Annotated in this window: 19 protein-coding genes and 1 pseudogene; 7 read left to right on the forward strand and 13 right to left on the reverse strand. The window is 74.7% G+C overall.

Annotated elements, in window-relative coordinates; genetic code table 11:
- Positions 1 to 153: 153 nt before the first annotated feature.
- The 9 genes from lxmJ to lxmA form a co-directional block, all read right to left on the reverse strand.
- Positions 154 to 1,176, reverse strand: a complete 1,023-nt coding sequence (lxmJ, locus tag ABZ873_RS21235) for a F420-dependent peptide dehydroalanine reductase LxmJ (RefSeq protein WP_360874214.1) — start codon at positions 1,174 to 1,176, stop codon at positions 154 to 156.
- Entirely contained in the window at positions 1,164 to 2,486 is a 1,323-nt protein-coding gene (locus ABZ873_RS21240; protein ID WP_360874217.1) for an insulinase family protein, read from the reverse strand. The genes lxmJ and ABZ873_RS21240 overlap by 13 nt, the downstream gene beginning before the upstream one ends.
- A complete protein-coding gene (locus ABZ873_RS21245; RefSeq protein WP_360874220.1) occupies positions 2,483 to 3,751 on the reverse strand; it encodes a pitrilysin family protein in 1,269 nt (422 codons plus the stop codon). The genes ABZ873_RS21240 and ABZ873_RS21245 overlap by 4 nt, the downstream gene beginning before the upstream one ends.
- The gene (locus ABZ873_RS21250) at positions 3,748 to 4,569 is read right to left on the reverse strand and encodes a class I SAM-dependent methyltransferase (protein ID WP_360874222.1); all 822 of its coding nucleotides are present in this window, start codon (positions 4,567 to 4,569) and stop codon (positions 3,748 to 3,750) included. Before ABZ873_RS21250 ends, ABZ873_RS21245 begins: the two co-directional genes overlap by 4 nt.
- Before the next feature lies 1 nt (position 4,570).
- Positions 4,571 to 5,569: a T3SS effector HopA1 family protein gene (locus ABZ873_RS21255; RefSeq protein WP_360874225.1), complete on the reverse strand. Its 999-nt coding sequence runs from the start codon at positions 5,567 to 5,569 to the stop codon at positions 4,571 to 4,573.
- Entirely contained in the window at positions 5,566 to 6,717 is a 1,152-nt protein-coding gene (lxmK, locus tag ABZ873_RS21260; protein WP_360874227.1) for a class V lanthionine synthetase subunit LxmK, read from the reverse strand. Before lxmK ends, ABZ873_RS21255 begins: the two co-directional genes overlap by 4 nt.
- A complete protein-coding gene (locus ABZ873_RS21265) occupies positions 6,714 to 7,685 on the reverse strand; it encodes a hypothetical protein (protein WP_360874230.1) in 972 nt (323 codons plus the stop codon). Before ABZ873_RS21265 ends, lxmK begins: the two co-directional genes overlap by 4 nt.
- Positions 7,682 to 8,272 carry a peptide terminal cysteine decarboxylase LxmD gene (lxmD, locus tag ABZ873_RS21270; protein WP_360874233.1) on the reverse strand — a complete coding sequence of 197 codons (591 nt, stop codon included), beginning with the start codon at positions 8,270 to 8,272 and terminating at the stop codon, positions 7,682 to 7,684. Before lxmD ends, ABZ873_RS21265 begins: the two co-directional genes overlap by 4 nt.
- Positions 8,273 to 8,413: 141 nt before the next feature.
- On the reverse strand, positions 8,414 to 8,629 hold the full coding sequence (lxmA, locus tag ABZ873_RS21275) for a lexapeptide family class V lantibiotic (RefSeq protein ID WP_360874236.1): 216 nt from the start codon (positions 8,627 to 8,629) through the stop codon (positions 8,414 to 8,416).
- A 272-nt stretch (positions 8,630 to 8,901) separates the two neighbouring features.
- Between lxmA and ABZ873_RS21280 the strand changes: the two genes are divergently transcribed.
- Positions 8,902 to 10,656: an ABC transporter ATP-binding protein gene (locus ABZ873_RS21280; RefSeq protein WP_360874239.1), complete on the forward strand. Its 1,755-nt coding sequence runs from the start codon at positions 8,902 to 8,904 to the stop codon at positions 10,654 to 10,656.
- A 96-nt stretch (positions 10,657 to 10,752) separates the two neighbouring features.
- Positions 10,753 to 11,274 (forward strand): hypothetical protein, encoded by a 522-nt coding sequence (locus ABZ873_RS21285; protein WP_360874242.1) that lies wholly within the window; start codon positions 10,753 to 10,755, stop codon positions 11,272 to 11,274.
- 97 nt (positions 11,275 to 11,371) lie between these two features.
- On the opposite strand, the gene ABZ873_RS21290 is transcribed toward ABZ873_RS21285, so the two are convergent.
- Positions 11,372 to 11,638, reverse strand: coding sequence for a LuxR C-terminal-related transcriptional regulator (locus ABZ873_RS21290; protein ID WP_360874245.1), 267 nt, complete (start codon positions 11,636 to 11,638; stop codon positions 11,372 to 11,374).
- A gap of 162 nt (positions 11,639 to 11,800) precedes the next feature.
- On the opposite strand from ABZ873_RS21290, the gene ABZ873_RS21295 reads away from it, so the two are divergent.
- Positions 11,801 to 12,790, forward strand: coding sequence for a helix-turn-helix transcriptional regulator (locus ABZ873_RS21295; RefSeq protein WP_360874321.1), 990 nt, complete (start codon positions 11,801 to 11,803; stop codon positions 12,788 to 12,790).
- Here ABZ873_RS21295 and ABZ873_RS21300 read toward each other — a convergent pair.
- Positions 12,787 to 13,098: a hypothetical protein gene (locus ABZ873_RS21300; RefSeq protein ID WP_360874247.1), complete on the reverse strand. Its 312-nt coding sequence runs from the start codon at positions 13,096 to 13,098 to the stop codon at positions 12,787 to 12,789. The genes ABZ873_RS21295 and ABZ873_RS21300 overlap by 4 nt on opposite strands.
- A 7-nt stretch (positions 13,099 to 13,105) precedes the next feature.
- On the reverse strand, positions 13,106 to 13,327 hold the full coding sequence (locus ABZ873_RS21305; protein ID WP_360874251.1) for a hypothetical protein: 222 nt from the start codon (positions 13,325 to 13,327) through the stop codon (positions 13,106 to 13,108).
- Between the two features lie 269 nt (positions 13,328 to 13,596).
- Here ABZ873_RS21305 and ABZ873_RS21310 point away from each other — a divergent pair, with 269 nt between their 5' ends.
- The 3 genes and pseudogenes from ABZ873_RS21310 to ABZ873_RS21320 all read left to right on the forward strand — a co-directional run.
- On the forward strand, positions 13,597 to 14,814 hold the full coding sequence (locus ABZ873_RS21310; protein ID WP_360874254.1) for a serine hydrolase domain-containing protein: 1,218 nt from the start codon (positions 13,597 to 13,599) through the stop codon (positions 14,812 to 14,814).
- An 81-nt stretch (positions 14,815 to 14,895) separates the two neighbouring features.
- Positions 14,896 to 15,426 carry a GNAT family N-acetyltransferase gene (locus tag ABZ873_RS21315; RefSeq protein WP_360874257.1) on the forward strand — a complete coding sequence of 177 codons (531 nt, stop codon included), beginning with the start codon at positions 14,896 to 14,898 and terminating at the stop codon, positions 15,424 to 15,426.
- Positions 15,427 to 15,482: 56 nt separating this feature from the next.
- Positions 15,483 to 16,007, forward strand: a pseudogene (locus ABZ873_RS21320) (SigE family RNA polymerase sigma factor); the annotation flags it as partial.
- A gap of 1,372 nt (positions 16,008 to 17,379) precedes the next feature.
- Here the strand turns inward: ABZ873_RS21320 and ABZ873_RS21325 are convergent.
- On the reverse strand, positions 17,380 to 19,143 hold the full coding sequence (locus ABZ873_RS21325) for a bifunctional 3'-5' exonuclease/DNA polymerase (RefSeq protein WP_360874259.1): 1,764 nt from the start codon (positions 19,141 to 19,143) through the stop codon (positions 17,380 to 17,382).
- A gap of 62 nt (positions 19,144 to 19,205) precedes the next feature.
- On the opposite strand from ABZ873_RS21325, the gene ABZ873_RS21330 reads away from it, so the two are divergent.
- The gene (locus tag ABZ873_RS21330; RefSeq protein ID WP_360874262.1) at positions 19,206 to 20,387 is read left to right on the forward strand and encodes a DUF2786 domain-containing protein; all 1,182 of its coding nucleotides are present in this window, start codon (positions 19,206 to 19,208) and stop codon (positions 20,385 to 20,387) included.
- Positions 20,388 to 20,494 lie beyond the last annotated feature (107 nt).

The following is a 20,494-nucleotide window of genomic DNA, read 5'->3' on the forward strand; positions in this document are numbered from 1 at the left end:
CCGGGGTCGTCGGACGATCGAAGGGGCCGAACGGATCGAACGGATCGAAAGGACCGGACGGACCGAACGGAATCGAAGGGAAGCGGAACGGCGAGCGGTACGCCCCCCTCCGCGCTCCTCAGCAAATCAGCCGGGGCACACCCCCGGCGGCCCTCAGGCAGCAGCTTCCTGCCGGGAGCCCGGCAGGAAGCTGTCGCAGGCGGCCAGGATCTCCTCCAGGTCCGCGACGGCCGCGTGCACGCCCTCCGTCAGCAGCACGCCGGACGGGTTGAGCATCGGCTCGTCCACCCCGGCGCGGCGGTAGACGTCCAGGGTCTGGGCGATCTCCTGCGCGGTGCCCGTGACGACCACCTGCCCGCGCAGCAGCGCGTCCGCCGTCCCCGTCGGGTCGTGCGGGTCCACGGAGACGCCGGCCCGGCGCAGCATGTCGGCGTAGTGCGGGACCTGGAGGTGCGAGCCGGTCGCCGCCAGGGCGAGGCGCCGGGGGTCCCGGCCGGGGCGGGTGAGCGCGACGTGCACGGCGGTGGCGATCCGCGGCCGGACCGCGCGGTTCCGCGCGCCCTCCTCCAGGGCCGGGCACAGGGTGCCTTCGATGTAGGAGGGCGGGGTCATCCAGGTGATGGCCACGTCCGCGACCTCGCCGGCCGTGCGGGCCATACCGGGGCGCAGCACCCCGGCGCCGACCTCCACCGGGGCGTGGTCCAGCGGCATCAGGCTGCCGTGCATCCGGTGGTACGGACCGTCGTGGTCGAGGGTCTCCCCGTCGAGGAGGGCGCGTACGGAGCGCAAGTAGTCGCGGACGGCCGTGCGGGGGCTCTCGTACGGGCTGCCGGTCAGCCCCGAGACGAAGCCCGGGTTGCCGATGCCGAAGCCGGCCACGACGGGCCGGCCGGTGACCAGGGCGAGGGAGCGAGCCTGGAGGGCGGCCTCGTACGGGTGACGCAGGGGCAGCAGGGTCACGGAGGTGCCGACGGCGGTGGTGTGGCCCATGCCGGCGAGGTGGGCCAGGACCTGGTGCGGCTCGGCCTTGAAGGACTGGCAGAGCCAGAGGCGGCGGGCGGCGGTGCGCTGGACTAGGGCGGCGAAGGGGGCGACGAGTTCGGGGTGGTCGGGCTGGAGGGGGTAGAGGACGGCGGGGGTGCGGGGGCCGGGCTGGGGGGTCTTCACGGGGTCCACCGGTCGCTCTCCTGGTTCTGTTCGGGTTCCTGCTGCTGCGCGTGCGGTGGCGTGAACGGTTCGTCGTCGAGGGTGGCGACCGTGGTGCGGGCCGGGGCGAAGAAGAAGCCGGCGGCCTCGCCGACCTGTTCGTACGTCACCCGCGCGAGGTGGTCGCGGTACGACGCCAGCCAGTCCAGCGGCAGGCCCGTGGCGGCGAAGCCGGCCAGGGCGCTCGCCTCCTCGGTGCGGGTGGCGAGGGCGAAGCGGGTGAAGCCGGCGGCGTAGGCGCGGGCCCGCTCGACCTCCTCGGGCGTGGGGCCGTCCTCGGCGAGTTCCCGCAGGCAGTCCGTGATCTCCCCGGCGATCCGGCCGGCCGTGCCGGGGGCTCCGGCGCACTCGATCTCCAGCCAGTCGCCCGCGCGGTTGCCGCGGAGGTCGGCGGAGACCGCGTAGGCGAGGCCGTGCCGGTCGCGGATGCGGCGGGCCAGGCGTGAGGAGGCGGTGCCGCCGAGGATCAACTGGGCCAGGTGCAGCGGGGCGTGGGCGGGATGGCCGGCCGGGACGGCGGGGGCCGCGCACAGCACGAGTGCCTGCCCGGAGTCCGGGGAGCCGGGCGGGCCGGCGGTGAGCGTGACGCGGCCGGGGCGCGGGGCGCGGCGGGCGAAGGGCGGCAGGACCAGGCCGGAGGGGGCGCCGGACCACGGGTCCAGGAGCTCGCGGACGCGGGCGGCGACGGCGTCGGGGCGGCCGGGGGTGGTCACCAGCAGGACCGCGCCGCCGGGTACGACCGCACGCGCGTGCAGTGCGTACAGGTCCTCGGTGGTGGCCGGGGAGGCAGGGGCGGTGGCCGTGTCCGAGAGGGGGTGCGGGCCGAAGGCGTGGCCGAGCAGGGCGCGGCGCAGCCGCTGCCGGGGGCCGGGGAGGCGCGGGTGGGCGGCGGCGCGCCGCTGGGCGAGGGCGAGTTCGGGCTCGCGGTAGGCGGGGCGCAGGAGGAGGCCGGCCAGGAGTTCCAGGGCGCCGGGGAGGCCGGGGGAGAGCACGCTCGCGGCCATGACCAGGGACTCGGCGGTGACGACGGTGCTCAGCTCCGCGCCGAGGTCGGCGGCGTGGTCCGCGATGTCCTGCCGGGTACGGGTGGCCGTACCGGTGCCCAGGCAGGCGGCGAGCAGCTCCTGTGCGGCGGCGAGGTGCGGGGCGGTGCGGGCGTACGGCAGGACGAGGCGGAGCTCGGCGAGCGGCGCGGCGGGGGTGTGCACGACCACGACGCGCAGGCCGTTGCGGAGGCTGGTGTCGCAGATCTCGGGGATCGTGCGGGGCGCGGGGGTCACCGGGGCTCTCCGATCGGGGCGGGCGGGGTCGGGGTGAGTACGGTCACCGAGTGGCGGCCGGACAGCAGGGCGCGGGCGGCGCCGGACACCTGGGCGGGGGTGACCCGGGCCAGCTCGTCCGGCAGCGCGTCCGGGCCGGGGGCGCCGGGGAAGAGCAGCGCGGCCCGGCCGAGGGAGACGCTGCGGGCGGTGAGGGAGTCGGCCCGCCGGTGGCAGGCGAGCAGCAGCGCGTTGACGGCGCGGCGGTGCTCGGCCGCTCCCGCGGGGTGCTCGGCCAGCTCGGCGAGGACCTCCCACCACCCGTCGGCGGCGGCCGCGGGCCCGGCCCCGGGAGCGGTGGCGAACTGCGCGAGCAGCAGATCGGGCGCGGCCGACGCGAGCCACTGCCCGTACAGCCCGCAGGTCACCCGAGCGGAGACCACCAGCGGCTCCCGCCGTACCAGACCCGGCAACCTTCCCCGCCCCAGCACCTCGGCCAGCACCACATGCGCGAGATAGCTCCCCCGCTCGCCGACGACGCCGGGCAGGGCATGCCCGATGCCCACCCCGCCGACGGCGGAACGCAGCGCCACCGTCCGTACCCCACCGCTCGCGGCGGCGGGGGCCGGGTACGGGCCGGGGCCGGCGGCCGGGGCCGGATCGGAGGGCAGGTCTCCGAACAGGGCTTCCGCCGTGGCCAGTACGGCAGCCGGGTTCACGTCGCCCGCGATCGTGAGGGCCATGTTCTCCGGGCGGAAGTGGCGGCGGAAGAACGTCATCGCGTCCGCCGGCGTGGCCGAGGCCAGGGCGGCCGGTGTGCCGAAGCTGTCACGGGTGCTGGGGTGGAGGGCCGTGAGGGCCGTTTCCCAGAGGGTGCCTGCGGCTGCCGCGCCGCGGATCTCTTCCGCGATGACCGCCGTTTCCGTGCGCAGGACCGATTCCACCGGGCCGAAGGTGTGCAGGCGTCGGGCCTCCCACTCCAGGACCTCCGTGAGCATCCCGGCCGGGACCGTCGTGTGGAAGACCGTGTGGTCGCGGTGGGTCTCCGCGTTGCAGACGCCGCCCACGCCCTCGACGCGGGCGACGTGGTCGTCCGTACCGTCCTCGCCGGACGCCGCGCGCGGGAACATCAGGTGCTCGACCAGGTGGGCCATGCCGGGCAGGCCCTCGGGATCCGCGTCGCCGCCCGCCGCGACCGTCAGCGCGACCGAGACGAGCCCGCGGCCCGGCAGCGGGTCCACCCACACCCCGAGGCCGTTCGCCAGCCGGCCGCCGTGCGGGCTCATGCCAGCGGCCGGAAGACCGAGACGCACATCTTGCGGCTGTCCCCGCCGTCGAAGGGCTGCTCCTGCCAGCCGGAGTAGCGGCCGACCAGCTCCAGGCGGGCGATGGCCGCCAGCAGGTCGATCTCGCTCGGCCACAGGTAACGCATCACCGTGGAGGAGGACTTGGGGGCGGCGCCGTCCAGGAACAGCGTGCTGTTCAGCAGCATGTTCTGGGAGGCGGGCAGCACCTCCAGGGACTCGATGACCACACCCCGGCCACCGGCCGGGCGGGTGGTGACATCGGCCTTGCGCTGCACATGGTGGTCGCTCGGGTCGAAAGTCTCGATGACGACATGGCCGTCCGGGGCGGTGTTCCGGGCGATCGCGTGGATCATCGCGATCTGCTCGTCGACGGTCATCGCGCAGCACATCACGTTGAAGGGCGCCAGCACCACGTCGAAGGTGCGCCCCAGGTCCAGCTGGACGAGGTCCCCGTGGACCGGGGTGATCCGCCCCTCCGGGTCCTTCTCCGCCAGGCGGGCGAGCATGGCCGCGGAGGTCTCCACTCCGTGCACCTCGAAGCCCTGGTCCGCGAGCGGGAGGGCCACGCGGCCGGTGCCGACGCCGAGTTCCAGGACGCTCGCGCCGGGCTTGGTGAGGGTGGACAGGTACTCTGCGATCTCGGGGGCGGCGGGGTAGATGTCGTCGTACACGTCCGCGAGCGCGTCGCTGTAGGCGGTCGTCAGGGCCGTGCCCAGGCCGCTGCCCTCCCCCAGAACGCCGGCTTCCCCAAGACCCGGGTCGAGGTCCAGGCCCGTGTCCGTCGTCGTCTCGCTCATGTCAGTTCCCCTCCGTCGTCGTGATGTTGTTCTGCGGGTTCAGCGGGTCGATCCCCGCCGCGCGGAACTCCCGGACCACGTACGCCTCGACCCGGTCCGCGCCCCCGCCCGCCACCGCGTGGTCCACCAGCGCCGTCGCCAGCGCGAAGCTGCGGTGCTGCCCGAAGCTCATGCCGCCGCGCCCCGGCCGCGGATCGCGCGGGTCCCATGCGGCGGCCACGCCCGGCGCGAGGCGTTCGGTGAACAGCGAGGTGTCCGCGCCCCGCCCCGGAAGCTCCCGCAGGGCCTCGACCACGGCCCGCTCGCCCGGCGCGTGGTCGCCGTGCAGGTAGATCACGATGCCGTCGCGGCGCGGGAAGTCGTCCGGGTCGGACAGCGCCTTCGCGTGGTAGAGCGCGCCCGCCTCCTCCAGCGCGGTGAGTGCCGCCGCCCACAGCCGGGCGGTGGCGTCACCGTCCACGGCGTGCACGAACAGCCGCCGGATGGGCCCCGCCGGGCGCGGCAGCGGCCGTGAGCCCATCACGTAGAAGAAGCCGGGTGAGAGGGCGGGACGGGCGGCCTCCAGGGACAGTTCCACCAGGTCACCCGCCTGCGGCTCTCCGCCGCCGGGCGGTCCGATGAGCCGGTCGGCGGGCACCCGGGTGGTGATGTCCGGCAGCTGCACGACCAGCTGGTCGCCGCCCTCCCGGCGCAGTATCTCGATCAGCCGCGCCCGCGTCGGCGTCCGCTCGTGCGGCACCCCGGCGGCCAGCCGCTCCTCCAGCCCGGCATCGCGCAGGCTGCGCCGCGGTGCCCCGCCGGGCTCCCGGCGGTGCTCGCCGTTGCCCGCGTGGAACTCCTCGTACAGCGCGTTGGACAGCCGTCCGCGCAGGTCGCGCGGGCTCTCGGCGGTGACCTCGCGCCCGGCCGCGGTGGCCTGCAGACCGTCGGACCGTACGGAGACCAGGTCCAGGGCGGCGGCCAGCCCGGGGGCGAGCACGTGCGGGGCGGTGGGGATCATCGGGGGCTCCCGGAAAGGGCGTCGAGCCGCAGGGTGGCGACGGCTCCGGACGGGTTGAGCAGCAGGACCCGCCCGATGCCGGCCGCCGCGCGGGCGACGGGGCTGAGCACGGCGTGGGCCTGGGCGGTGGCGATGAGCCGGTCGTACATGTGCCAGCCGGCGAAGGCCACGGCCCGCTTGGCCAGTCCCGCGTCGGGCACCCGGCGCTCCAGGTAGCCCTGCCAGAAGGCGGCGATGCGCGGGAGGTGGCGGCGGACGCTGGCCGCGCCGCGCTCGACGATCTCCTCATGGGTGAGGTCGAAGCCGAGGGCGGGGGCGTTCGTGGCGCGGTCGCCGGTGGGGGCGAAGACGGAGTAGGTGGCCTGGAAGAGCCATTCGCCGACGAACGCGCCGACGTCGCGCGCCGGGTCGGCGATCCGGAACTCCTCCCAGTCGCACAGGTACAGCGTGCCCTCGTGCGCGATGAACTGGTCGAAGCGCAGGTCGCAGTGGGCGGGGGTGCGCGGAGCCGCCTCCTCCCGGGCCCGCAGCAGACGCAGCGCGGCGACGGCCTCCACATCGTCCTGGACCAGCTTCCAGGCGGCGATCTGCGCCATGCTGCGGTCCTGGAGCGCGCTCCAGGGCAGAGCCTCGAGCCAGGACAGCGGTGGCAGCGGGGCCTCGCCGGTGTCCACGTCCGCGCCCTCCGCGTCCAGCGAGTGCAGGGTGGCGACGGCCCGGCCGGCCTCGCGGCACATCTCCTCGCCGAAACCGCCGTCGAGGGCGATCTCGGAACCGGAACGGGCCCCGGGCAGCAGCCGGTAGGCGTTCAGGGCCGCGCCCGTGTGGGCGCCGAGGTGGACGGGGGAGCGCAGCGGGGAGTCCGCGGGCAGCCGGCGGGACAGGGCCTCGTAGGCGAGGGTGCGGTCCAGTTCGGGGCTGCTGCCGTCGGCGGCGCGGACCACCGTCTTCACGAAGACCTGCTCGCCGCTGGTCGTCGTACCGGCCCAGTTGTCGTTGCGGCCGCCGAAGGCGGTGAGCCCTTCGGGTTCGAAGCGGCCGAGGCCCAGCCGGTCCAGCAGTTCGGCCACTTCGGGGACGGTGTCCAGCGCGGTGGGCTGGTACCGCAGCAGCGCGGGCTGCTGCTCGGTCGGGGGCGCTGTGGTCATGACTCTCCCTGGGGGACCGCTCGGCGGCCCTCCTCGTCGATCAGCTCGGCGGTAAAGGCGATGTAGCCCAGGAGTTCGTCGTCCCACCCCCGGTAGGCCGCGAAGTCCTGCATGTGCGTGACGATCCGCAGGACGGCGGCGCGTCCGGCGAGCGCCGGGTCCGGGCCGGGCCCGTAGGCGGCCAGCAGCAGCCGCTGGAGGTCGGCGGGTTCCTGGTGCGGGGTGGCCCAGGCCAGCTCCACGAGCTCGCCGAGCAGCCAGCCCAGGTCCAGCTCGGGGCGGCCGAGGCCGAGGTCCTCACCGGTCAGCAGGGCCACCCGGCCCCGGCTCAGCGGCGGGACCAGCGCGCCGAGCGAGGCCCAGCCGTGCACCAGCGACCGGCCCGCGGGTCCCGCCGGATGCTCCGGGGCGAGCTCGTCGGCCCAGCCGAGCAGCCGCTCCAGCCGTGCCGCGCCCCAGTGGGCGAGGGCGCGCTCGCGCAGCTCACCGCCGCCGCGCGCCCAGTCCCGCAGCCGCCCGAGCCCGGGCGGGGGCCCGGCGGGCGACTGCGCCTCGGGTGGCAGGGGGACGGAGTGCAGCGCGCGCAGGGCCCGGGCCGCGGCGGCCAGGGAGTGCGCGACCAGTGTGCGGGCCTGCGGCCGGAAGTCGCGCAGCCAGGCGGCTGCGGAGGCGGGGCCGCCGGTCCGGTGCAGCAGGCCCGCGCCGGCCGGCTCGGGCGCGGTCAGCAGGGCGGCGCCGCTGTCCTCGGGCAGCGCGGGCAGCAGGTGCGCGGCGGGGGCGCGGAGCGGACCCGGGACCTGGCTGCCGGGGCCGTGCCACCAGAGGAAACCGCCGTCGGGCGCGCGGAGCACCCGGGTGGTCTGGAGCCCCGTACCGTACTCCGCGACCACGTCGGGGCCGGAGGGCTCGGCGAGCACCGGGGGCGCCGTCACGGCCGTCACGACTGGCAGGGCTGTCACGGTCGTCACGCGGTGGCTCCCTTCGCGCCGGCGCGGGAGCGGGCGACGCACAGGTCGTACAGCTCGTTCAGGGGCGCGGAGCCGCCGTCCTCCAGCTCGCCCGTGCTGGCGCTGACCGCCGGGATCGTCGGCGCGAGGACCACACCGGGCCGGTGGCGCAGCACCTCCAGGTGGCCCTGAACGACGGGGTTCCGGTGCGCGGCGGGGGGCAGGGAGGGGGCGACACCGACAAGGGCGTCGGTGGACTGGAGGGCGAGCAGCAGGGGGGTGTCGGTGATGCCGAGGGCGTAGCGGCTCACGAAGTGCAGGGTGGCCGGGTGCACCAGGACGAGATCGGCCCAGCGGGCCAGTTCGACATGGGGGACCTCGACCCCGGAGAAGCGGCTCCAGTCGTCGACGAAGACCTCCGTGCCGGACAGCACGGCGATCGCGTCGGCGGACACGAACCGCAGCGCCGAACGGGTCAGCGCGACGCGGACCTCGTCCTCCGGGTGGGCGTTCCTCAGCCAGTTGATCCAGAAGGGGAGGAAGGCCACCCCGAGGGCGCCGGTTCCCACGACGAGCACACGTCGTGCCCGGGTCTCCGGGACGTCCATGACTCCTCCTCTCGGGCTGCGGGTCTACGGGTCTGCGGTGGTGCGGTGGTGCGGTGGTGCGGGATGGGGCCGGGGCCGGCCGGCAGCGCCGCGGCGGTGTGCGCCGCGACGAGCCGGCCGGGCCCCGCTGTCATGCCGTGATCAGCACTTCTTCTCGACGGTCTTGGCCGCGAGGGACCCGAGGGCCGCGGCGCATGCCTGCGAGGAGCGGGCGGAGATGATGCCGGCCTGGATGGCCCACGGGATGGTGGGGCTGAACGCGGGGCCGGCGGTGGCGCCGTCGTGCATGCCCAGCTCCTCGGCGGAGGTGTAGGCGGTGTAGCCGTCGAACAGGTCCTTCTCGGTGACGTTCTGCATGGGAAATCTCCTCGGAATGCGCAGTGGGAAGTCCGGATCCGCCGGAGCGGCGGCCGGTGTCCGCTGGGGACGCATCGATAGTGGCCCGCTGTCCGGATCCCGCACCATTGCCACTTGCGGCATTGCCCTTTCCATCAACTCCGCTTGCGGCAGTGCTGGTTCGGGGAATGCGCACATTGCCGTCCTGCCCCCTACCGGGCCTTTCACGGCCGTTCCGGCATTGCCGCAAGAGACAATTCCGCTCGCGCGCGAGGGGGATTAGAAATACGTGGGTGAACACATCTGACGCAGAACAGCCCCAGGACGGGCGGCCCGCGCTGCGCGCGCTGCTCTCGTACGCGCGCCCGCACCGCGGTGTTCTATCGGTGGTGCTGCTGCTCACCCTGCTGGCCAGTGCCGCCGGCCTCGCCCAGCCGATGGTCGTCCAGACCGTCCTGGGCAATCTGATGACCGGCGCGAGCCTGCGCGACGAGATCCTGCTGCTGGTCGGCCTGCTGGTGCTGTCCATCGCCCTCACCTGGGGGCAGGCGTGGCTGAGCGAGCGCACCGCCGAGCGCGTGGTCCTCCACGTACGGCGGGGCCTCATCGCCCGGCTGATCCGGCTGCGCACCAGCGAGCTGGACCGCGTCGAACCGGGCGGTCTGACCACCCGCGTGACCTCCGACAGCACGCTGGTGCAGCACGCGGCGACCGGGGGGCTCATCCAGCTCGTCGACGGCTCGATCCACTTGCTGGCGACGATCGTGCTCATGGGCGTGATGAGCCTGCCGCTGCTCGGCATCACCTCGGTGGTGCTGCTCGTCGTCGGCGTGGCCATGGGTGTGGTCATGCCGCGCATCCGCCGGGTCACCACCCAGGCGCAGGAGTCCGTCGGCGCGATCGGCGCGGCCCTGGACCGGGCCCTGGGGGCCGCCCGTACGGTCAAGGCGAACGGCGGCGAGGCCAAGGAGACCGAGCGGGCCGTGGCCGCGGCCGAACAGGCGTACCACGCGGGGCTGGTGGGGGCCCGCTACCAGGCGATGATCGCCGTGCTCGCGGGGCTCGTCGTCCAGGCGTCCTTCCTCGCCGTGATCGGCTTCGGCGGGGCGCTCGTCGCCACCGGCACGCTGGACCTCGCCGCGCTGATCGGCTTCCTGCTCTACCTGTTCAACCTGGGCGGGCCCATCCTGTCGCTGATCTCCGGCACCACCGCCCTCCAGCAGGGCCTCGGCGCGCTCGCCCGGATCGAGGAGGTCCGGGAGATGGAGGCCGAGGACGATGTGGACCTGACCCCGGTGAAGCCCTCCGGACCGCCGCCGGAAGTGGTGCTGGAGGGGCTGGAGTTCGCCTACCGGGGGCGTACACCTACCCTGAAGGGGACCAGTTTCACCGCGCCCGCCGGCGCGGTCACCGCGATAGTCGGTTCCTCCGGATCGGGAAAGACCACGGTGTTCTCGCTGATCCAGCGCTTCTACGAGACCGACGCGGGCAGCATCCGGCTGGGCGGGACGGACATCCGCTCCCTGAGCCGGGCCGACCTGCGGCGCCGTATCGCGTACGTGGAGCAGGACTCGCCCATGCTGGCCGGGACCCTGCGCGAGAACCTCCTGTACTCGGCCCCCGACGCCACCGACGAGGCCGTCGCGGACGTGCTGCGCAAGACCCTGCTCGACGAGTTCGTCGCCGGGCTCCCGGACGGGCTCGACACCGAGGTGGGCTCCCGCGGCCTCGCCCTCTCCGGCGGCGAGCGCCAGCGCCTGGCCATCGCGCGGGCGTTGCTGCGCGAGCCGCAGGTGCTGCTGCTGGACGAGGTCACCGCCCATCTGGACGGCCTGAGCGAGATCGCCCTGCGCCGGACGGTCGAACAGGCGGCGGAGAACTGCACGGTCCTGCTGATCGCGCACCGGCTGTCCACGGTGACCTCCGCCGACCAGCTGATCCTCTTCGACGACGGCCGGGTCGGCGACCACGGCCCGCACGAGGAACTGCTGCGGCGCAACGACCTCTACCGCGAACTGGCCGCGACCCAGCTGGCCTCCGCCCGCTGAGCGGACCGGCGGCCGGGCGGGCGGCGTACCCCGCCCGCCCGGTCGCCGGTCTTCCGCCACGAACCTCCTGCCCCACCCGCACCGAAGGACCTGAGCATGACTGACGACGCAGACCGCACCCCGACCCCCATCGAGGACACCCGCTTCGGCGGGATCACCGTCCACCAGGACGGCCAGTTCCGCCTGGAGGTCGGCGGCGAGGGGATCCCCCGGGTGGTGCTGGAGCGGGACCCGGAGTCGGAGGCGGACGACCAGATCGCCATCGGCACCCGCGACCCCGCCGCCCTCCAGCTGCGGATCGACGGCCGGGAGGCGCTGCTCAAGCCGGCCAAGGGCGGGCTGAGCAGGCGTTCGTACCGGGTGGACGTGGAGTTCGAGGGGGTGAACTACCGCCTCGTCCCGGACTCGATCCCCAGCAGCCGGCTGACCCGCGACGGCGCGCACATCGGTGACTTCTCCTCCGACGGCGACGAGCTGGTCCTCGCGGAGTGGCGGGAGGACGCCGAGGTCCGGCCGCTGGACGCGTCGGTCGGGTACGCGCTGGCCTCGGCCTTCGGCACCGGCGGCCAGCCCATGTGGATGATGATCGTGGACGGGGTCAGCTCGGCGCTGCCGTAGTCCGCCCGGCTCCGCCACGCCCCGCCCCGCGCGTACGCCGGAACGGCCGGTCCCCCTCCGCGGGGACCGGCCGTTCGCGTTCCGCGCGGGCGCGGGATCAGGCGGCGGCGCTGCGCTGGGCCGCGTCCCGGCCCTTGATGTCGTCGGCGTGGAGATGGGCGACGATCGCCGCCTCGAAACGCGACTTGAGCCGAAGCTTGCGGACAATGCTGGCGGTGTGCGCGCGGACCGTGCGCTCGGCGATACCGAGGTGGCGCGCGAGCCGGCGATTCTGTTCGCCGGACGCCAGGAGAAGGAGTACTTCCACCTCACGGCTGGTGAGGGAGGAGAAATCCAGTGGGTGATTTTCGGCCAATGCCTTCATAGTTGCTTCCCCCGTTGATGATTGGTGATTTATTTCACTTCCGACTGCTATGCCGGAGTTGGCTTCTTTACCTGCGCGTTACCCTGCACTCCAGTACGTAAGACTGCCCGGCCTCTGACCGGAGGCCCGGCAGTGATCGATCGCACGGCCAACGGGGGCAAAGTGCACGGCGCCAGCCTGCTCATACTCGGACTCACAGCGACGGAGGAGCGGATCTACCGCCACTTCCTCCGGAACCCGGGAACTCTGGGCGAGGACCTTCATGTCCTCCTCCACGTTCCCCGCGAGGAGGTCGAGACGGCACAGGAGAGACTGTTCCGGCTCGGCCTGCTCCAGGGCGACGCGGCGGCCGCCTTCGCCGCCGATCCGGAGACGGCCGTGGGCCGCCTCACCGACCTCCAGCTGCGGGTGCTGCACGAGCAGCTCCAGCAGGTCACGCAGTCCCGCCACCTGGTGGCCGAGCTCAAGTCCGAACAGGGCGCCGGATCGCTCGCCCCGCAGGGCGTGGAACGGCTGGAAGTGCTCTCCCAGATTCGCGACCGCATCGACGACCTCGCCTTCTTCGCCCGCGAGGAGATCCTGTCGGTTGAGCCCTATTCCGCGCTCACCCCCGACAACATCGCCCACGCCCGCCCCCTCGACACCCGGTGCCTGCGCCGCGGCGTCCGGATCTGCAGCGTGGTCAGCAAGGAAGCCCTCGACCACCCGCCGACCGTCGCCTACCTGCGCGAACTCACCGCGCAGGGCGCCTCGATCCGGGTCGCCGAAAGCCTCTCCGAGCGGATCCTCGTCTACGACCGCAAGACCGCCCTGGTGCCCGTCGACCCGGCGGACACCTCGCGCGGCGCGCTGGTCACCCAGCAGGCCGGCCTGGTGTCCAACATCCTGGCCCTCTTCCAGAAGATCTGGGACCAGGCCGTGGATCTGGCCGTCCTCACCGGCGACGCCTTCGACTCCGTCGAGGTGCTGTCGGAGATCGAGCTGCGCGTCCTCGAAGAGCTCTGCCGCGTCGGCAAGGACGAGACGGGCGCGCGGAACCTCGACATCTCCGTGCGGACCTACCGTCGCCATGTCGCCGACGTCCTGCGCATCCTGGGCGCCAGCAGCCGCCCGCACGCCGCGCTCCTCGCACGGGAACGTGGCTGGATCTAGGCCCCGGGCCCCGGAGTCTGCCCCAGACCCTGTTCCGGCCCGTCGCCCGGGCGCCGCGGCCGCTCCGCACGCCAGCCGCTGAGCGAGGTGTCGCCGAGCGCCCGGGCCAGCCACTGCCGCACCGTGTCCTCGCCCCGCTCCGCGGGGTGGGGCCGCAGCAGCAGCGTGATCCGGTCGGCGTCCAGCCGCTGTACGCAGCCCCAGTCCGCCGGCAGCAGACCCACGAGCCGCATGACGGTCGTCTCCGCCGCACCCGCCGCGGGCCCGTCCCGGACCAGGACGACCTCGTACGGCTGCCGCTCCCTCATCGCGCGCTCACTGCCAGCCGTTGACGCAGGCCGGCTTCGGCAGCACCATCGCGGCGATCCGCTGGAGGGACTGCGGCAGCAGATCGGGCAGCGGCAGCGGCCGGTACCCCGAACAGCTCTTCTCCGCCGCGGCCGCCTGCGGGGTCGCCGCGCTCGCCTCGGCCGGGCCCAGCATGACGAGGAGGGCCGCGGCGGGCACCAGCGCGACGCTGATCTTCTTGACGCTCATCGTGATCTCCGTGGATGGAAGAACAGGTGGACTCCCCGGCGATTTGCCGGTGAGAACACCTTGTCAGCGCCCCCGTCCCCAGAACCGCCCCCCACCTGTCAACTTGTTGCACCACCCCCACGAACTTCGTGCCAAGCCCGGGCACCGCGGATCCTCCCGGCCCACGTCCCCGTGCCCCCGGGCCGGGCCCGGGCCGGGTCGCCGCCCCCCGGGTGCCGGGTTAGCGTGGATAGCCGGATCTCGGGGCTCGGTGTGCGAGGAGGCCGGACATGAGGACTCACCGGCGCGGTGCGGCGGTGGCCGCCGCGGCTCTCCTGCTTCTGGTGTCACCCCCGGTCGCGGGGGCGGCGTACGGAAGCGGCAGTACGGCGGTGGCGGCTCCCGTCCCCGCCCCCACCCCGGACGCCGACGCCTTCCCCGAGCTCACCCCCGCCCTCGCGCGGCAGCTCGACGCGGCGGTGCAGAAGGTCATGGCCGAGGCCGAGGTGCCCGGGGTGACCGTCGCGCTGTCCGCCCCCGGCAAGGGCCAGTACGTACGGTCCTTCGGCGTCGCCGACAAGGCGACGGGCGCGGCCATGAGCCCCGGGCTGTACATGCGCATCGGCAGCGTGACCAAGACCTTCACCGTGACCGCCCTGCTCCAGCTGGTCGACGAGGGACGGGTGCGCCTGGACGACACCATCGGGAAGTACGTCGACGGCGTTCCGAACGGGGACAGGATCACGCTGCGTCAGCTGGCCGCCATGCGCAGCGGGCTCTTCAACTACTCCGAGGACGAGAACTTCTTCAAGGCGCTGACCAGCGACCCGCAGCGCCCCTTCACCCCGCGCCAGCTGCTCGACTACTCCTTCGCGCACCCGGTGCTCTTCGAGCCCGGCGCCAAGTTCCTCTACTGCAACACCAACCTCATCCTCCTGGGGCTGGTGGTGGAGAAGATCAGCGGCCGGCCCCTGGACGCCTATGTGGACGAGAAGGTCGCCGCCGAGGCCGGTCTCAAGCACACGCTCTTCCCGAAGGGCGCGGAGTTCCCCAGTCCGCACGCCCAGGGCTACACGAACCAGACGGCCACCGGCCGCACCGAGGTCTCCACCAACTGGAACCCCTCCTGGGCCTGGGCCGCCGGCGCGATGATCTCCGACCTCCCCGACATGCGCAGCTGGGCCAAGACCCTGGCCACCGGCTCCCTGCTGGAGCCCGCCACCCAGGCCGAGCGGCTCAAGACCTACCCCTCGGGCATCCCGGGCGCGGGCTACGGCCTCGGCATCTTCAACGTCCAGGGCTGGATCGGGCACAACGGCTCCCTGCCCGGCTACGGCGCGCTGACCGTGTACCTGCCCGAGGCCGACGCCACCATGGTCGTACTGCTGAACACCGACATCACCTCCCAGGGCAACGAGCCCAGCACCCTCTTCGGCAAGGCCATGACCAGCATCGTCACCCCCGACCACGTCTTCGACCTGCCCGCGCAGCCCGCATCGGGGCAATGAACGGGCGGTTCCGCGAACTCCCGCCGTAGCGTAGGCCCTTCGCGGTGATCTCCACCGCGTTCCAGGGGCAGGGAGAAACAGATGACCGGTCAGTCGGCACAGCGGGAAGCACAGCAGGAAGGACAGCCGGAAGCACGGCCGGCCGCCCTGGTACGCGTCGCGGGCGAGGCGGACCTCGGCACGGCCGCCGCGCTCTTCCGCGGCTACCTCGACTTCTACGAGGTCGCGATCACCGACCCGGACGCCCCGCGGGCCTTCCTCGCGGAGCGGATCGCGAAGGACGAGTCCCTGGTCCTGCTCGCCGAGGTCCCCGGCCTCGGCACGGTCGGCTTCGCGCAGGTCTACCGCACCTTCTCCTCCCTGTCGCTCAAGCCCGGCTGGGTCCTCAACGACCTGTACGTGGCCCCCGAAGGCCGCCGCACCGGCGCCGGCCGCGCCCTGCTGCACGAGGTGCTGCGCCGGGCCCGTGAGGCGGGAGTGGCGGGTGTGGCCCTGGAGACCGCCTACGACAACACCGTCGCGCAGTCCCTCTACGAGGCGGAGGGCTTCGTCCGCGAGGAGTTCCACGTGTACTTCCACGACCTCGGCGCAGAGGTTTCCGCCGGGGAGTGAAACATTTCCGCCCCCTCGCCGCGTCTGTGGAAGGGGACGGACACGAGGGGGAGTGCATGCGGCAGGGGCGCGGGGACGGGTTCCGTGAGTTCGCGGAGGGCCGCGCCGGCCATCTGTACCGGTCGGCGTGGATCCTGGCCGGCGGGGACAGCCGCCTCGCGGAGGAGCTCGTACAGGAGACCCTGGGGCGGATGTACCTGAGGTGGGGGCGGATCTCCCGGATCGACAACCCGGCGGCGTACGCGCGGACGGTGCTGGTCCGGGCCTTCCTTACCCACCGGCGGCGCCGGCCGGCCGGGGAGCCGTCCGCCGGGGCCGCCCCCGCCGCCCCCGTCGCCCCCGCCGCCCCCGGCGCCCCCGCCGCCCCCGCCGCCCCCGCCGGACCGGAGCCGCGGCCGGCCTTGCTGGAGGCGCTGGGGCGGCTGCCGCCGAAGGACCGGGCGGTCCTGGTGCTGCGCCACGGGGAGGACCGCAGCGTCGAGGAGACCGCCGACGCGATGAACATGAGCCCGGCGGCGGTCCGCGCCCGGACCACGCATGCGCTGGCCCGGCTGCGCGAGCAACCGGGCGGCGCCCCGGCCGCGTTCCTGACCCCCGGTGACCGGGAGGTCTGGTCCCCGATGCCCGTCGAACCCGACCGCCGCGCCCTCGCCGACGCCGGTGAGCGCAGGGGCCGGCGGCTGCGCGCGCGCCGCCGGGCCGCCGTCACCGGGGGATCCGCGCTGGCCCTCGGCCTGGCCGCGCTCGCGGCCGGGTACTCCGGCGGCCTGATCGGCGTACCGGCGGGCCCGACAGCCTCGGCCGGGCACTCCGCCACCCCGCCCGCCGCCGCGGCCCGGGGCGGCTCCGGCGGCGCGAGCGGCGCGAGCGGTGCGGAGGAGGCGCCCGCCACCGGCACCGGGGCGGTCGGCGCCGAGCGGATGATCAGCACGCTGCGGGGGCTCCTGCCGGGCGGGACCCTGTCCGACGCCCGCGCGCGCGGCACCGAGGACGAGCGCGGCCCGCTGGTCCAGGGCCTGTACGACGACGGCAAGGGCGTGGCGGCCCTCTCCGTCGCCCTCTTCCGCGTGGACCCCGAGGGCCCCACCGCGCTGGCGGAGACCCGCTGCGGGATGAAGGAGATCCAGGGATACGACGACTGCCGGGCCGAACGGCTCCCCGACGGCTCCCGCCTGATGCTGTACCAGGGCTACGAGTACGCGGACCGGCGCGAGGAGACCCGTAACTGGCGGGCCGTGCTCGTCACCCCGCGGGGCTTCATGGTGACCGCGGGGGAGTGGAACGCCCCGGCCGAGAAGGGCGCCCCGGTCACCCGGCCCGTTCCGCCGCTGTCCCCCGCGCAGTTGAGGGACCTGGTCACCTCGCCCGCCTGGCATCCCGCACTCGACGACCTGCCCGCGGCCGCCCCGGAGGAGCCCGACGGGAACACGGAGGGCGGGGACGGCCGGACCGGGATGCTCCTGGAGGGCCTGCTCGCCCGGTACGGGATCCCCGTCGCGGTCACCGGCGGGGAGGGAACCTACGGCTACGCGGTCCTGGACGACGGCCGCGGCAGATCACTGGTCCAGGTCGACGCCGTCCGGGACGGCAGCGCGCCCGAGCTCACCGGCGCCGGTGTCGTCACCCTGCCCGGCGGCACCCGGATGAGGATCCGGCAGGGCCCGGGGGAGAAGGGGCGGGGGGTGGTCCAGTGGACCGTGGAGATCCGGCGCGAGAGCGGTGTCCGGGTGGCGGTCTCGGCCTTCAACGCCGTGAACCAGAGCGGCCGCGCCACCCGGGAGGCACCTCCGCTGACGGTCGAGCAGCTGCGGGAACTGGCCCTGGCGCCGGAGTGGACCCGCCCCTGAGGCCGCCGTCCGCCCTCAGTCCGTCGGCCGCCCTCAGTCCACAGGACGCCTTCGACCCGCCGGCCGCCCTCAGTCCGCCGGACGCCCTCGATCCGCCGGCCGCCCCTCACTTCGCGTCCGCGTAGCACTCCACCACCGCCGTCGTGAACGGGAAGCGCACCGGGGTGTCGCCGAAGGCGATCCGCCCGGCCCGTTCGCCCGCGGCGCGGATCGCCTCCACCACGGCCTCCGCCTCCTCCGCCGGGCAGTGCACGATCACCTCGTCGTGCTGGAAGAAGACCAGCTCGGCGGCCATCCCCGCGGTCGCCTGCCGCAGCGCGGCCAGCAGCAGGAGCGCCCAGTCGGCGGCGCTGCCCTGGACCACGAAGTTGCGCGTGAAGCGGCCGCGGGCCCGGGTGTTGGTGGAGGCGTAGCTCGGCGTCCAGCCCTCCTCCCGCTCCGCCCCGCCGCCGCCGGAGCCGGTCCCCGGAGCCTCGTACCCCTCGGCCGGGTCCACCCCGCCGTCCCCGGCCTCGGACGCCTCGCCGGAGCCCGCGGGCGGCGGGCAGGTGCGGCCCAGCCAGGTCCGTACGAGCCGGCCCTCCTCCCCGGCCCGCGCCGCGTCGTCCACGTAGGCCACGGCGCGGGGGAAGCGGCGGCGCAGCGCGGCCAGGTTCTTGAGGCCGTCGCCGGAGGTCTGGCCGTAGACGGCGCCGAGCACGGCGAGCTTGGCCTTCTCGCGGTCGCCGGAGAAGCCCTGCCGGGAGACGGCCGTGTACAGGTCCTCGGGGCGCCCGGCCACCTCCATGAAGGCGGGGTCGCGGGAGATCGCGGCGAGCACGCGCGGCTCCATCTGGTCGGCGTCGGCGACGACGAGCCGCCAGCCGGGATCGGCCACCACGGCCCGCCGGATCACCTTGGGGATCTGCAGGGCCCCGCCGCCGTTGCTCACCCATCGGCCCGTCAGGGTGCCGCCGGGCACGAACTCCGGGCGGAAGCGGCCCTCGTGGACCCAGTCCGCGAGCCAGGACCAGCCGTGCGCGGTGTAGATCCGGTACAGCTTCTTGTACGCGATCAGCGGCTCCACCGCGGGGTGGTCCAGCTCCTGGATCTCCCAGCGCCGGGTGGACTTGAGCCGGATCCCGTCCTTCGCGAAGGCCCGTATCACGTCGGCGGGCAGATCGGGGCGCACCCGGCGGCCGAAGGCGGCCGAGATCCGGTCCGCCAGCTCGGCGAGGCGCCGGGGCTCGCCGCCGCCCGCGTACCGCTCGCCCAGCAGCTCGGTCAGCAGGGCCCGGTGCACATCGGCCCGCCAGGGCAGGCCCGCGCGGTTCATCTCGGCGGCGACCAGGAAGGCCGCGGACTCACCGGCCGCCAGCAGCCCCATCCGGTCGGGGTGCGCGGTGGCGGCGATCCGCCGCGCCTGCTCGGCGTGCACGGCGAGTAGGGCCTCCAGCGGGACGGGGGCGGGCTGCGGGTCGAAGAGGGAGTCCTGGGCGCGCGGGTCCGCGGCCCGCTGGCGCGGATCGGGCGGTACGGGGGCGTGCGTGAGCCGGGCCCAGGCGGCGGCGGCCGAGCGGGGCTCGCCGGGCCGCCCCTCGTGGCCGAGCAGCAGCAGCTCGCACGCCTCGATGTCATGGCACCGCTCGACGCGCACCCCGGCGGCGAGGAGGCGCGGGTACACGGCGGCGGTGGACCGCCAGATCCAGCGGGTCCCGGGCGGCGCGGCGCGCACGGCCTCGGCGGGGTCGCGCACCCGCAGCCGGGCCGCGTCCGTGTCACCGCCCGGCCGCGGCCCCCCGGCGGTGTCACCGCCCGGCCGTGCGGGCGCGGCGTGCCACCAGCCGTCGCCGTCCTCGGCGAGGGCCCACCGGGGCGTGCGGTCGCTCATGGGTGCGAGTCTCCCACCGCCCTCCGACAGGGGCCCGCAGGCGGCGTGCCAAGCTGAGAGGTGTGAGTGACCTTGCCGAGACCGTCGACCGCGCCTTCGCCGCAGCCCTCCACACCCAGGACGACGCCGGGCTGGACACCGGCGCCTCCCTGCTCGCCGCCGAGCAGGGCCGGTGGTCCGGGGTGGGCCGGGAGCTGCTGGCGCGCGGTGCGGCGTACGTCCGCCAGGGCTGGGTGCGCGGCTGGCGCCCCGCGGACCTGCTGCGGCTCGTCCGCCGGGACCTCGACGAGCGGCATCTGCGGATCACCGGGGACCTCATCGCCGCCGAGGCCCGCCGCTACGACCGCCTCCCCGCCCGCTGGGACGCCGGCGAGGCGTGGTGGCAGGACGACGACGCCTACGCCGACGCGCTCGCCCGGCGGGAGCGGGCCGACCGGTTCACCCTCGCCACCGCCTTCCTGGAGGTGCTGCGGCTGCTGGTCCGGCTGCCCTCCGTGGAGCCGGTGGGCCCGCTGCCCGGCGACCCGGTCGACGCCCTCGCCGGGCACGCCCACATCGAGCCGCGGATGCTGGCCCGGATCCGGGCCCTGCTCGCCAAGGCCGAGGCGACCACCTACCCCGAGGAGGCGGAGGCGCTGAGCGCCAAGGCCCAGGAGCTGATGGCCCGGCACACCGTGGACGAGGCCCTGCTCGCGGCGAGCGGCCGTGGCCCGGCCCAGGTGCCCGCCGCCTGCCGGATCGGCGTGGAGCCCCCGTACGAGGAGGCGAAGGCGGTGCTGCTGGACGCGGTGGCCACCGCGAACCGCTGCCGGGCGGTGTGGAACAGCGGCTTCGCCTTCTCCACGGTGGTCGGCTTCGAGAGCGACCTGGAGGCGGTGGAACTGCTGTACACCTCGCTCCTGGTGCAGGGCACGGCCGCCATGACCCGCGCCGAGGCCGCCCAGCGCTCCGGCGGCCGCAAGCGCACCAAGACCTTCCGGCAGTCCTTCCTCCTCGCCTACGCCAGCCGCCTCGGCCACCGCCTGGCCGAGACGGCCGAGCACACGGCCGCCGAGGCCCCGGACAACCTGCCCGCGCTGGTGGCGCGGGACGTCGCCGTCACCTCCCGGGCGGAGGAGATGTTCCCGCGTACCACGACCACCCGGCTGCGCGGCGCCACCGACCACGCGGGCTGGGAGGACGGCACGGCCGCCGCCGACCGCGCCCACATGGGCGGCAGGCGGCCGGGCCTCCCCGCCCGCTGAACCGCTCCGTGATCAACGCACCACCCCGCGTGCACGTGCATCTGCGCATGCAGCTGCCGATGAACACGGCTATGATCCGGTGGAGTTGACATCTGCACTATCGGGGG

This window comes from Streptomyces sp. NPDC047014, from assembly GCF_040644195.1.
In the GTDB taxonomy this organism is placed as follows: Bacteria; Actinomycetota; Actinomycetes; order Streptomycetales; family Streptomycetaceae; genus Streptomyces.